At 57.9% G+C, this 13,078-nt stretch carries 10 protein-coding genes and 1 pseudogene; 8 read left to right on the top strand and 3 right to left on the bottom strand.

Annotation, left to right across the window (positions count from 1 at the left end):
* Positions 1-89: 89 nt before the first annotated feature.
* Genes hisS through hisG form a run of 3 tightly spaced genes read left to right on the top strand, consistent with a single transcriptional unit; the run spans position 90 to position 3,333 of the window.
* Positions 90-1,559, top strand: coding sequence for a histidine--tRNA ligase (gene hisS, locus DMZ65_RS10755; RefSeq protein ID WP_116598915.1), 1,470 nt, complete (start codon positions 90-92; stop codon positions 1,557-1,559).
* Entirely contained in the window at positions 1,556-2,644 is a 1,089-nt protein-coding gene (locus DMZ65_RS10750; protein WP_116598914.1) for an ATP phosphoribosyltransferase regulatory subunit, read from the top strand. The genes hisS and DMZ65_RS10750 overlap by 4 nt, the downstream gene beginning before the upstream one ends.
* Positions 2,641-3,333 carry an ATP phosphoribosyltransferase gene (gene hisG, locus DMZ65_RS10745; protein ID WP_116598913.1) on the top strand — a complete coding sequence of 231 codons (693 nt, stop codon included), beginning with the start codon at positions 2,641-2,643 and terminating at the stop codon, positions 3,331-3,333. Before DMZ65_RS10750 ends, hisG begins: the two co-directional genes overlap by 4 nt.
* Positions 3,334-3,392: 59 nt before the next feature.
* On the opposite strand, the gene DMZ65_RS10740 is transcribed toward hisG, so the two are convergent.
* A complete protein-coding gene (locus DMZ65_RS10740) occupies positions 3,393-3,827 on the bottom strand; it encodes a DUF1489 family protein (protein WP_116599007.1) in 435 nt (144 codons plus the stop codon).
* Positions 3,828-4,262: 435 nt separating this feature from the next.
* Between DMZ65_RS10740 and DMZ65_RS10735 the strand changes: the two genes are divergently transcribed.
* Both DMZ65_RS10735 and DMZ65_RS10730 read left to right on the top strand, forming a co-directional pair.
* Positions 4,263-6,758 carry an adenosylcobalamin-dependent ribonucleoside-diphosphate reductase gene (locus tag DMZ65_RS10735; RefSeq protein ID WP_116598912.1) on the top strand — a complete coding sequence of 832 codons (2,496 nt, stop codon included), beginning with the start codon at positions 4,263-4,265 and terminating at the stop codon, positions 6,756-6,758.
* A gap of 343 nt (positions 6,759-7,101) precedes the next feature.
* The gene (locus DMZ65_RS10730) at positions 7,102-7,335 is read left to right on the top strand and encodes a hypothetical protein (protein ID WP_116598911.1); all 234 of its coding nucleotides are present in this window, start codon (positions 7,102-7,104) and stop codon (positions 7,333-7,335) included.
* A 202-nt stretch (positions 7,336-7,537) separates the two neighbouring features.
* Here the strand turns inward: DMZ65_RS10730 and DMZ65_RS10725 are convergent, their stop codons facing one another.
* Positions 7,538-7,888, bottom strand: a complete 351-nt coding sequence (locus DMZ65_RS10725) for a hypothetical protein (protein WP_116598910.1) — start codon at positions 7,886-7,888, stop codon at positions 7,538-7,540.
* A gap of 246 nt (positions 7,889-8,134) precedes the next feature.
* Positions 8,135-8,524, bottom strand: a complete 390-nt coding sequence (locus DMZ65_RS10720) for a hypothetical protein (protein WP_157960605.1) — start codon at positions 8,522-8,524, stop codon at positions 8,135-8,137.
* Positions 8,525-9,078: 554 nt separating this feature from the next.
* Here DMZ65_RS10720 and DMZ65_RS10715 point away from each other — a divergent pair.
* The 3 genes and pseudogenes from DMZ65_RS10715 to DMZ65_RS10705 form a co-directional block, all read left to right on the top strand.
* Positions 9,079-9,315: pseudogene (locus DMZ65_RS10715) on the top strand (transposase); the annotation flags it as partial.
* A 219-nt stretch (positions 9,316-9,534) separates the two neighbouring features.
* Positions 9,535-11,247: an ATP-dependent nuclease gene (locus tag DMZ65_RS10710; protein WP_116598908.1), complete on the top strand. Its 1,713-nt coding sequence runs from the start codon at positions 9,535-9,537 to the stop codon at positions 11,245-11,247.
* Positions 11,180-12,685 (top strand): UvrD-helicase domain-containing protein, encoded by a 1,506-nt coding sequence (locus DMZ65_RS10705; protein WP_157960604.1) that lies wholly within the window; start codon positions 11,180-11,182, stop codon positions 12,683-12,685. The genes DMZ65_RS10710 and DMZ65_RS10705 overlap by 68 nt, the downstream gene beginning before the upstream one ends.
* Positions 12,686-13,078 lie beyond the last annotated feature (393 nt).

Raw genomic sequence — 13,078 nt, 5'->3', positions numbered from 1 at the left:
GTCCAAGCCTCCGGACCTATCGCATTGCTTGCCCCTGTCGGAACGAGCGGCTACACGGGCGGCGCATGAGTTGGAGCCGGATGCACGCCATGGCGAAAGTGAAGAAACAACCCCGTCCCAAGGCGGTCACCCCCAAGGGGTTCCGCGACTATTTCGGTGCAGAGGTCAGTGACCGCGCCGCGATGCTGTCAAAGATTGCCGGGGTGTATCATCGCTACGGGTTCGATGCGCTGGAAAGCAGTGCGGTAGAGACCGTCGAGGCGTTGGGCAAGTTCCTGCCGGATGTCGATCGCCCGAACGAGGGTGTCTTTGCCTGGCAGGACGAGGATGACGCCTGGGTCGCGCTGCGCTATGATCTGACGGCACCGCTTGCGCGGGTTTATGCCCAGCACCGCAACGATCTGCCGTTGCCCTACCGCCGCTATGCGATGGGACCGGTCTGGCGGAATGAAAAGCCGGGACCGGGACGCTATCGGCAGTTCTATCAGTGCGATGCGGATACGGTGGGCGCAGCGTCGGTCGCTGCTGATGCCGAGATCTGCGCGATGCTGTCAGACGTGCTGGAGGTCGTGGGTATTCCGCGCGGCGACTATATCGTGCGGGTCAACAACCGCAAAGTTTTGAACGGCGTGCTGGAATGCATGGGTCTTTCCGATGATGGACAGCGCGACGCTGTTCTTCGGACCATCGACAAGTTCGATAAGGTGGGCGAGGCTGGCGTGCGCGAGCTGTTGGGGAAGGGGCGGCTGGATGCCTCTGGTGCCTATATTGACGGAGTGGGCCTGACGGATGCACAGTCCGAACCTGTCTTGGCGTTCCTGACGTCCAAGGGCGCTGATGCAAAGGATACACTGGCAAAACTGCGTGCGGCGATTGGCGATTCCTCGGACGGCGCAGAAGGTGTGGATGAACTGGAACAGATCGCGGATTTGTTGGCAGCCCAAGGTTATGGTCCCGACCGGATCGTGATTGACCCATCCGTCGTGCGCGGTCTTGGCTATTACACCGGGCCGGTCTTCGAGGCGGAGCTGACGTTTGAAATCCTCGACGAGAAGGGGCGCAAGCGTCAGTTTGGCTCTGTTGCGGGGGGCGGGCGTTATGATGACCTCGTCAAGCGCTTTACCGGGCAGGAAGTGCCTGCGACCGGCGTTTCCATCGGGGTGGACCGTTTGTTGGCGGCGCTGCGTGAAAAGGGCCGGATCCAAAGCCATGAGGCGGGGCCTGTCGTCGTGACCGTGATGGACCGCGACCGCATGGCCGATTATCAGGCGATGGTGGCGGAACTGCGGGCGGCAGGCATCCGGGCAGAGGTCTACCTTGGCAATCCCAAGAATTTCGGCAACCAGTTGAAATACGCGGACAAGCGCAACTCGCCTGTCGCGGTGATCGAAGGCGGTGACGAGAAGGCGCAGGGCATCGTGCAGATCAAGGACCTGATCCTCGGCAAGCAGATGGCCGAGAATGCGACATTGGAAGAATGGAAGGAACGGCCTTCGCAATACGAGGTTGCACGCGGCGATCTGGTTGCGAAGGTCCGCGAGATCCTGGAGCAGCAATGAACGTGCCGTCTACTGTGACCCGCGCCGAAGCTGCGCGGCTGCTGGCGTTTTTCGAACAGGCCGGTGCCCAACGTGTGGATTGCGGCATTCTGCAACCCGCAGAGGTGCTGCTGGACCTTTACGGCGAGGATATTCGCGGACGGGCCTATGTCACGCAGGACCCGTCACGCGGCGAGCAGATGTTGCGGCCGGATTTCACCGTGCCGGTGGTGCAGATGCACATGACAGGCGGGGCGGAGCCCGCGCGCTATACCTATGCCGGGGAGGTGTTCCGTCGTCAGGAGGACCACCCCGAGCGCGAGAACGAATATATCCAGGTTGGCTATGAGGTGTTCGACCGTGTGGACCCGGACGCCGCCGACGCCGAGGTGTTTGCGCTGTTTCACACCGCGCTTGCGCCGTTGGGGCTGCACCCGGCAACTGGTGATATCGGCATCCTGATGGCCGCGGTCGAAGGGCTGGACACCAGCGCGCGGCGTCGTGCCGCGCTGATGCGGCATATCTGGCGGCCCCGACGCTTTCGGGCGCTTCTGGATCGGTTCGCCGGGCGCAGTCCCGTGCCTGCGTCGCGCGCGGCGCTGCTCCGCGCCGAAGATGCGTTGGCAGATGCCGGCCCGATGATCGGACTGCGCAGCGTGGCGGAAATCTCGGCGCGTATCGAGGCGCTGCGCGAGGATGCGCAGGATCGCCCGCTGTCCGAGGCGCAGGTCGCCGCGCTCGACGCGGTTTTGGCAGTGCGTGAAACCTGTCCCTTTGCGCTGGAGCGGTTGCGCGACATTGCGGTGGACCTGCCCGCCATTTCGGGCGCGCTGGACCGGTTTGCGCGGCGGATCGACGCGCTGGACAAGCGCGGGGTCGACATTGAACACCTTGATTTCGAAGCCAGTTATGGCCGGACCTCGATGGAATATTACGACGGGTTCGTCTTTGGCTTTTACGCTGCCGGGCGTCCCGATCTGCCGCCCGTAGCGACCGGCGGGCGCTATGACGCGCTGACCCGCAGGTTGGGAAACGGGGCCGAGATTCCGGCGGTTGGCGGCGTGATCCGGGCTGGTTTGATCGAAATTCTGGGAGGCGGGCAATGACCGTCAAACTGGGTGTGCCGTCCAAGGGGCGGTTGATGGAAAAGACGTTCGACTGGTTCGGCGAACGCGGCGTGACCCTGTCGCGCACCGGGTCGGAACGCGAATATTCCGGCAAGGTCGACGGGGTGGAGGACGTGCAGCTTGTACTGCTTTCGGCCGGAGAGATTCCGCGCGAGCTTGCGGCGGGGCGGTTGCATCTTGGCGTGACCGGCACCGATCTTGTCCGCGAAAAGCTGGTGCAATGGGATCAGCAGGTCGAAGAGATGGCCGCGCTTGGTTTCGGGTTCGCCGATCTCATCGTTGCGGTGCCGAGTTGCTGGGTGGATGTCGACTGTCTGGACGATCTCGATGCGGTGGCTTCGGCGTTTCGGGCCGAACATGGCCACAGGCTACGGATTGCAACGAAATATCACCGGCTGGTGCGGGATTACCTGCGGGCAGGTGGGGTGGCCGATTACCAGCTTGTCGACAGTCAGGGTGCCACCGAAGGCACGGTTAAGAACCTGACGGCCGAGGCGATTGCCGATATCACCTCGACCGGCGAGACGCTGCGCGCGAACCACCTGAAGATTTTGGGCGACGGGCCGATCCTGCGATCCCAGGCGACACTGTTCCGCAGCCGCAAGGCGCAGAAGTCCGTGGCGGAACGCGCGGCATTGAAGCAGTTGCTGGACAGGCTGGGCCTTTAGGGGCAGGCACCGCACCTGTCGCTGCATGCGCTGTTCAGCGCATGGCGCAAACGCTGCGATCAAAGCACGCCAATCTCGGCCAGCGCGCCCGCCAGTTCCGGCGGCAAACTGTCTTCGGAGGCGCGGCGCGCGCCCAGATCGGCGGGCGAATCTTCTGGTTGCAAATAGCGCCAGCCTTGGAAGGGGCGTTTTTGCGAGGGTGCAACACGGATGATTTCCGGATCCAGTACGATGGCGCAGCGGCGGATGCCGTCTTCGCCGGTGACCTCATCCAGTCGCAACACGCGCTGCCGACATTGCACCAGCCCCTTGATGACCCAATACAGCGATCCGCCATTGAGGATCGCTTCGCTGCGTTTTGGCCACATCCGCGTGACGTGCCGCGGTAACCCGTCGGCCGTCTGCGCACGGCGCGACGTTTGCCAGTCCGCCATGGATTCGACGCTTTCGCTGCCGACGCTGAGCTTGATGAGATTGGTGAAACGAGTCGTCATGGCGATCATTGTAGCCTGCCGGGCGGCAGCGGCAATGTCCCCGGTTCAGAAACTCTGGCCACTCACCAAAGTGTTCCGAACCGGGATGTGCACCGTGCAAGCGCAACAGAAACAATACCGAACATGAACACTAACATCATGGCGCATGGTCTTTCGACCGGGATGCTCAGCCTACTCACAACGACTGAAACACCCTTGCACGGCACTCTGCGCGGCACTGATCATGTTTGAGTATTGGCGTCAATACGTTGTTATTGTTATAAAAAATATTTTATAAAGGCTGAAACTTCTTTCTTTTCAGAGCGTGTATTTATTCTTCGGCGGAGTCCGTTTCTGCCGCGTCCTCGTGGCAAGATGGAGCGACCGGTCTGCTTGACCGCAGCCCCCCGGCGGCCTAATCTGACAAGCCTTCTTCCAGTTGCCATAGGACTTGCCATGACCCGTTTCGCCGTGCCGATCTCTGAACAGATCTGGGACATGAAGTACCGGCTGAAAGAGGCTGATGGAACGCCTGTCGACCAGACCGTCGAGGATAGCTGGCGCCGCATCGCCCGCGCGCTCGCCTCTGTCGAGGACGACGCTGATCTGTGGCAGGATCGGTTCTACGGTGCGCTGGAGGATTTTCAGTTTCTGCCAGCGGGCCGAATCACGGCGGGGGCAGGCACCGGGCGGGCGGTGACGCTGTTCAACTGCTTTGTGATGGGCACCGTGCCCGACAGCATGGGTGGCATCTTCGAGATGCTGAGAGAAGCCGCGCTGACCATGCAGCAGGGCGGTGGCATCGGCTATGATTTTTCGACCATCCGGCCGCGTGGGGCAGATGTCAAAGGCGTGGCCGCCGATGCCTCTGGTCCGCTGTCGTTCATGGATGTCTGGGACGCGATGTGCCGCACGATCATGTCAGCGGGGTCACGCCGTGGCGCGATGATGGCGACAATGCGCTGCGACCACCCGGATGTTGAGGATTTCATCAGCGCCAAGGCTGACAGCGCGCGCCTGCGGATGTTCAACCTGTCGGTGCTGGTCACGGATGCCTTCATGGACGCGGTGAAATCCGACGGCAGTTGGGATCTGCAATTCGACGGCAAGATCTATCACACCGTCAAGGCGCGCGATCTGTGGAACCGGATCATGCGCGCAACCTATGACTACGCGGAACCGGGCGTGATCTTTATTGACCGGATCAATCAGGCCAACAACCTCAGCTATGTGGAAACCATCGCCGCAACCAATCCCTGCGGCGAACAGCCCCTTCCGCCTTATGGTGCCTGCCTGTTGGGGTCGGTCAACCTCGCCCGTCTGGTCGATCGCCCGTTCGAGACAGGCGCGCAGATCGACGAGGCTGCGCTGTCCAAACTGGTGGCCGTGGCGATCCGGATGATGGACAATACCGTGGATGCCAGCCGCTTTCCGCTGGAGCAACAGCGCCAGGAGGCGATGAACAAGCGCCGCATCGGTCTGGGCGTGACCGGGCTGGCAGATGCGTTGCTGATGTGCGGCATTCGCTACGGATCGGATGAGGCGGCACAGCAGACAGAGCGTTGGCTGCATGCCATCGCCCGCGCCGCCTATCTGGCAAGCGTCGAACTGGCGAAGGAAAAGGGGGCTTTTCCGCTGTTCGATGCCGAAAAATACCTGGCTTCGGGCACCATGCAAAAAATGGACGATGACGTCCGTGCCGCCATTGCCGAACACGGCATCCGCAACGCGCTGCTGACCTCGATCGCGCCCACCGGAACGATCTCGCTTTACGCGGGCAACGTATCCAGCGGGATCGAGCCGGTCTTTGCCTATGCCTACACCCGCAAAGTGCTGCAAAAAGACGGCTCGCGCACCGAGGAAGAGGTTGTCGATTACGCCGTGCAAATGTGGCGCGACAAGTTCGGCGATGCAGATCTGCCGGATTATTTCGTCAACGCCCAGACGCTTGCACCGCTGGACCACGTCAAGATGCAGGCGGCAGCCCAGAAATGGGTGGACAGCTCGATCTCCAAAACGATCAACTGCCCCGAGGACATCTCGTTCGAGGCGTTCAAGGACGTGTATATGGAGGCCTTCGAGTCCGGCTGCAAAGGCTGCACCACCTACCGCCCGAACGATGTGACGGGGAGTGTGTTGAGCGTGTCGGAGGAGAGCCCTGCGATCAGAAAGGATTTCCGTGAAATTATCACCAACCTCATTGACGCGCGCGGAACAACGATGCGGCAGGTATCGCTCGAAGCAGGTTTGAGCCACGGATATTTGCATGGGATTATCAAAGACGGAAAAGATCCCACGCTAGAACGTTTGTCCAAAGTGGCAAAAGTTCTGAATGTGTCACTTGGTGAGATTGTCGGAAGTGAAGCGGCACCAGAAATCCTCGCCACCACCGATGCCGAGCCGCAAACCCCCCATGGCGACGTGATCTACATGTCCGAACCGCTCGACCGGCCACAGACGCTCGAAGGTGCCACCTACAAGCTGAAATGGCCCGATAGCGAGCACGCCATCTATCTGACAATCAACGATCTTATCGTCGGCGGGCGCAGGCGCCCGTTCGAGGTGTTCATCAACTCCAAGAACATGGAGCATTTCGCCTGGACCGTGGCGCTGACCCGCATGATCTCGGCCGTGTTCCGGCGTGGCGGCGATGTGTCCTTCGTCGTCGAGGAACTGAAAGCCGTCTTCGACCCGCGCGGCGGCGCATGGGTGAAAGGCAAATACATCCCCTCAATCCTCGCAGCCATCGGCGGCGTGATCGAACAACACCTCATCGCCATCGGCTTTCTCGAAGGCGAAGGCATGGGCCTGAAATCCGACCCCCAGGCCCAGGTCGTCGGCCTCGACACCCCCAAAGGCCCCGCCTGCCCATCCTGCGGCCAGTACACAATGATCATGGCCGAAGGCTGCCTGACCTGCTCCTCCTGCGGACACAGCAAATGTTCTGGATGAAATGGGCGTTTCTTGATCTGACTACCAATTATTAGCCACTGGCCGGGCTGAAATGTCTATTTTGCAAGCAAAAAGGGTCAATCGGGCGGAAACGCCCGATTTCGCCGATATTTCAGCCGATTGCGTGCGAACGAAGGTTCGACTCTGTCCCACGGGATATGGGTTCCGAACACGCGAGACCAAAATCTTTCTACGGAAGTTTTCTGATGGATTGACGAGGCAGCGCCTGGATAGGTCACAGGTTCATCATGCTGTCGCTGGGTTCACGGTCAAGACAAGATCGACCAGGACGTGACCTGATGCGGTCACGCTTAGCCGATGTGTCGGCGGTCGTGGGTGAGCGATGAGCGAACACGAAAAAGGGCGGCTGGAGCCGCCCTTTCATTGGTTTCTGATGGGTTTACGAGAAGAGCGACTGTCGCAAGGCAGCCTCCACGCGGGCGTAGGCCCGCAAAACTTGGTGCTGGGAGAGGTCGGCTTCGCAGAGGGGATGGGCGAGAATTCCCCCGCCGGTATCGCGAAACTCATAGCCAATCGCGAGGAATGCCGCCTCGGCACCGGACAGCACGCGGAGTGATTTTCCGTGGGAAGCAAGCGCATGCACACCTGTAATCAGTCGACCCCGCTGCCATCGATGTCGGTACAGCCAGAGCCGGACCGATGGGACATGATATTTCACGCAAAGCCACGCTGTCACATCGCAGATGTCCTGCGCCAGTTGTGCAGAATGCGGATCTTCATCCAGCCCTCGCGCTTCCCACGCGCACGGCGGCAGGAGCCTATCCGACATGTCGAAACCGCGCGATCAGATCGCTCAGCCGCGCACCATGCCAATGCGCGGCTTCCGCTGCGTAAAGGTTGCGCTCTCGTGAAATCCGCTCGAGCAAAGACGCCGATTGCGCAGCAATAATGCGCCGGATATCGCGCAGCGCGGCGTTGACGGTATCGGCATCCGGAAACGGTGCCGCAAGACCCGAATGGAGCACGCAGAAGGCCTCAAATCCTGCGGGATCATCGAGCGCGTCGAGCAGGTCGCACAAGCTTGCTCCGTGCTGGCGGAGGTGCTTTTGCGTGTCGGCGACCGCATCATAGCGGACCTGCTCGGTGTCGATAGTGGTGGTGTTTTGCATGGCTGTCTCCCTTTTGCATGCGTGAACGGTGGTTTGCCTGATTCATCGGCGTCATGTTCCGTGCATTGCAGGAAGGGTTCGGTGTCCGTTGGTCTCCTCTTTGGCGGTCTCAATGGCTAATGTGTGGCGCTGGTAACAAGAACATTGGTCGTTTTGCTCCGGGACGAAGGAAAAATCTGCGGGTCGGTGCATTTTTTGTGATCGGCTGGCCCACGCCCTGGCGCGAGGCGGGCGTAGGCCAGTCAATCACGCTACCCGAAAGTCTGGAGTGGGGAAGATGGCCGCGCTGCGCAGGGCGTCGTCGAGCCCATCCGCAAGGAGGCAGATCTCGGGAACCGCCGGATCATCGGGCTCCAGTATCGCGACGAGGTCGAATTCCTCCGAGTCGTCGCCATGCTCGAGAAACAGCAGCCCGCGCAGCTCCAGAAGGCGGCGCCGCAGGCGGGTGGTCAACGGCCCGGGCTGGCCCAAGCCGTCCTTGATGCCATTGATCAGCCGTGCGCCGCGCCGATCGGCCAGCAGGACTGCGGCATGGCCGAGCGCTGCTTCGTGTTCGGACAGATACGCCCGCAGCGCCAGTTCTCCGGTCGGCATGTCGCGTAGATCCGAACCTGGTTGAATTTTGGTGTGGTACATAGTGGGCCTCCTTTATTTCGTTGTGTCGGTCCGGGAATCGTCCCGAGTCAAAAAGGGTGGAGGTCCGTGTGTCGGCGGGCGCCGGGTCTCGCGCCTCATGTCCAAGGCGTCGGGACCGGCGGTCGGCGGGGGATGTGCGTGGTTCCTTTCTTCAGGTGCGGTTGCGGTCTGTCTCAGCGATCAACAACGACATTGGCCAAAGCCTACTTAGACGAAGGATTTTTTTGAGACTCTGTCGAATGCTTTAGTTGCGACTCTGGAGAGAGTTTTTTCGGTGTTGTGCGTCAATCGACAGGAGGTAGGTTCTGCCGGGATCAGCGGACTGCGATCGTTCGCTGTGGCATTCACCAATGTCAGCTATTTGCGGGAAAATGCTGGTGCAAATCTGTGCCATCACCGAGAAACTTAATAGATATGTCGCGGACTGTTGGGTCACAATCGCAGAGCACGGAGACAGGTCGAAAACAAGTTCGCAGGTGCATTGCTGCAGTTGTCCGTCTTTTTAAGAAGTGTTGCTCCCTGTACGTCGCATGAACCGCCCCTTGTTTGCCGGAGACGCCCGCCAGGTTGCCCGAGACATCGCAAAGACCAAGCAATACGACATCTCCATGAAGCTCCGGAAGAAGGTCGAGATGCTCTTCGCGCACCTCAAACGCATCCTTGGCTTGGGGCGGCTCCGATTACGTGGTCCATGCGGCGCAAATGACGAATTCCTCCTCGCCGCAACCGCCCAAAACCTCCGGAAACTGGCGAAGATCTTTCCTGCACCGCAGCAAACGCGCATAGCCTGATAAGAAAGGCGCGCACATCTTTGTCGGCCACCGATATTCTGCGCTCGCGAATGGCTGTTTTTCCACAGAATCGGCGGTTTCCGGCCATTCCCTGCTGAAGCGAACACGGCTATGTTATGTGTTCGAAGCAGACATTCTCGTTGGACATCTTGATAGCCGTGCCGCAGTCTAAGATTGATTCAGAATGGCTGATTTTATTCAAAAGGATGTTTCAGAGTAATGCGGATTCGACATCTGAAAATAAGAAGCTTTCGGGGCATCCGTGAACTCGATTGGACTATTCCAGACAGAAGGCTCCTTTGTTTAGTTGGTCGTGGTGACGCCAGAAAGTCGACGCTCCTCGAAGCCGTTCGGCGCTTATTTCATCCGCATTGGAACTTATCTTTTGACGATGCTGATTTTTACCAATGCAGACCAGAAAATCCCGTTCTCATAGAAGCCGTGCTTGGGGACCTTCCTGACGAATTCAGAGATCTTGAGAAATATGGACACTGGCTCAGTGGATGGGACGTTGCGACCGGTAGCAGGGTAGAAGATCCAGGAGAAGGCCTCGAAGACGCATTGACGGTTCGTCTGTCAGTTGGTGAAGATCTTGAGCCCATTTGGTCTGTCATCAAAGACGACGATGCTGCCGGTATACCATTCAAGGCCGCAGACAGGGCCAAAGTAGCTGTCAGCCTTATTGGAACGACGTCGGATCGACACCTAACTTGGTCCCGCGGCTCGATATTGAGCCAGCTTACAGAAACAGGGAACATAAACTCATCTCTCGCAGGCGCAGCGCGAGCTGCCAAAGCAGCACTGGAGACACGCCGCACTGAAGACCTGAACGCTTTCGACGCCGTAGCCGCGACGGCTGAGATTACCGCGCGTTCTCTGGGCGTTGCGGTACAATCATCTTTCAATGCACACCTCGATGCCGACGCAATCAACGTTCGTGTAGCAGGCCTGGCATTGCATGACGGTGATATCCCACTGCGCCTTTTGGGATTGGGTTCGAAGAGGATGTTGACCACCGGCATGCAAAAACAGGCCCTTATGGCGCCTCATATTACTCTGTTCGACGAGGTGGAGGTTGGCCTCGAACCGCATCGTATTGCTCGCTTATTGAAACACTTAAAGGACGATACTTCTGGACAATACTTTCTGACTACGCATTCGCCAGTAGTGCTCAGAGAACTGACAATTGCAGATCTGCATGTCGTTCATTGCAATGCCGGCCGCGTCGAGGTTGTCGATGCTAATAAATCGGGTATTTCAGATATCATGCAGGGGAAAATTAGATCAGGTGCTGAGGCATTTCTCGCACCCAACATCATCGTATGTGAGGGGGCAACTGAAGTGGGGTTTCTGCGCGGCTTAGACGGCCACTGGTCTGACAACCGCGGATTAGAGGCGTTTGCCTATCGTGGAGTCGCTCTCTTCGATGCGGCTGGTGCCGGAAATATTAGAGTTACGGCTACCGGATTGAAAGAGCTTGGATACAACGTTGCCGTACTGGCCGATTCTGACGAAGATATCCATTTCAGCGATGCTCATGCGGCTGAACTTCAGGCCGTCGGAATATTCGTAGTGAAATGGAACGACGGCACCTCAATTGAAGAGCGTGTTTTTTGCGATCTACCTTGGGAAGGCATCATGTCTTCTTTTGAGACGGCTCGTGCCATTATTGGAAACGACCCCTCGCTCATTGCCCAGATTCAAAGTCGTTTCGGTGCCGGTTTTGAACCGAATTTTGAGAATTGGGTCGACACTCAGGAATTGAGGGCTGCTCTCGGTCGAACTGCAAAAGAAAAGGACTGGTTCAAACGTCAAGATTTTGGCGCGGAATGGGCTAATGCGATTGCCGCATGTCTCGAAGATAATGACATTCGCGAAAGTGATTTGGTTCAAAAGCTTAATGGCTTGCGGCAATGGATTGACGATGTGTAATCTCGCGATAACCTTGGCGGACTACCGAGGCGCAGGATTTGTCGTGGCACCTGCCGGATTTGGCAAAACGTATTTGATAGCAGAAGCGACGGCCCTTTCAGATGGCCGGCAGCTCATCCTGACGCATACATATGCTGGCGTGAATGCCCTCCGACGGAAGTTCCGCATTTTGGGGGTCAATGAGCACCAGTTTCATGTTGATACAATTGCGAGTTGGGCACTGCGCTTGTGCCTTTCCTACAAACACACTTCTGGTTGGGCCATTGAAAGGCCAGCAGACAACGATCAATGGAATGCACTATACGCTGCCGTCGGTGATTTGCTCGATCATGAGTTCGTTAGGCGGATCATCCGTTCGTCATATGTCGGTCTTTACGTGGATGAGTACCAAGACTGTTCAATTAGCCAGCACGCTATCGTAATGAAAATTTCCCGCGACCTCCCCTGCCGCGTGTTGGGTGATCCCCTACAGGGAATATTCGATTTCGGGGGCCAACAGTCAGTCGATTGGACTCGTGATGTTGAGGGCGTGTACGCACAGGTTGGCCAGCTTGATGTACCACATCGTTGGGTCCAGGCAGGCGCAGGCCAGCTCGGAGAGTGGCTGCGCAACGTGCGCGAAAACCTCGAAAATGGAACTACGATAGATCTTAGACGACGCCTGCCTCAGGGAGTTAGGTATGTCGCGGCAAACGCTGCACCGCAAGATCTTCAGCGAACACAGGGCAACACATGCCGCTATTTCAATTGTGGACCGGGGCAAACGATCATTGCCATTCATAAGGGCAGTCAAGAATTCAAGGCGAAATGTCATCGTCTGTCGCAGAACTTATCTGGACGGTACTCGTCAATTGAGGAGGTCGAGGGGCGTGATATGTTTGCGTTCTTCAGACGTATGAATACTGCTGCCAGCAATAGTCGCCGCCTTCAAGAAGTCATCGCGTTTGCTGGAAAGTGTATGACGCAGGTCAATGCGAACCTACCAGCCGGCACATGCCGGGGGGAAGCGGTCACTATTCGCGCAGCTACCCGTAGCCCTGAAGTGGCCAGGTTGGCCAATGAATACTTGGATAATCCCAGTAGCGGCCGTCTGGCAGAGCTGTTGAAGGCAATCAAAGGGCTTGCCCAGACGAACGTGACGCGAGCCGATCTCCTCAACCGCGTTCTCGGTGTCTTACAGAAACATACGATGCATCCCGAACTGTCATGTGATGAAGCCGCGGAAAAATACCAACGCGAATTTCGTTTCAAGGGGCGCCCGGTTGGCAATCTTCGCCAAATTGGTACGACGCTGCTTGTGAAGGGACTGGAGTACGACCACGCCATCGTTCTGGATGCGACGACATTATCGCGCAAGGAGCTTTACGTTGCGCTGACACGCGGTGCTCGAACACTCACGATTGTATCGACCAATCCCGTGTTGAATCCGGCCGCCTGATTTCACCATATTCTGTCGGAAGTCAGCTTTTGAGCCAACCTTAACTCGGAGATAAGAACTCGATGACGATGAAATTACAAAATGAAGGGGGCATAATAATGGTGAAAATTATAGTGAGCCGGGAACCTGGTGGACGTTTTTCTACCTCAACTAAACACACAGGCCTTTCGCAAAGAGATAGCTTGGAAACGATAATCTCGAACTTGTGTGATCACTTGGGTATTAGGAAAGTCTACAAAAAATATGGCGCACGAGGCGGCACATTTTACTGCCCCGATAATGAAAGGGGTGTGTATCAGAGCGCGACCAATACGATATTGGGTTTGTCAGCTAAGTTAAGCTTGTCAAGAGGTTAAGAACTTTGAGTTTGTTGCATCGATCGATCAAGCTCAC

This window comes from Primorskyibacter marinus (assembly GCF_003313245.1).
Taxonomy (GTDB): Bacteria; Pseudomonadota; Alphaproteobacteria; order Rhodobacterales; family Rhodobacteraceae; genus Primorskyibacter; species Primorskyibacter marinus.
This window is presented reverse-complemented; position numbering and strand designations above follow the sequence as displayed.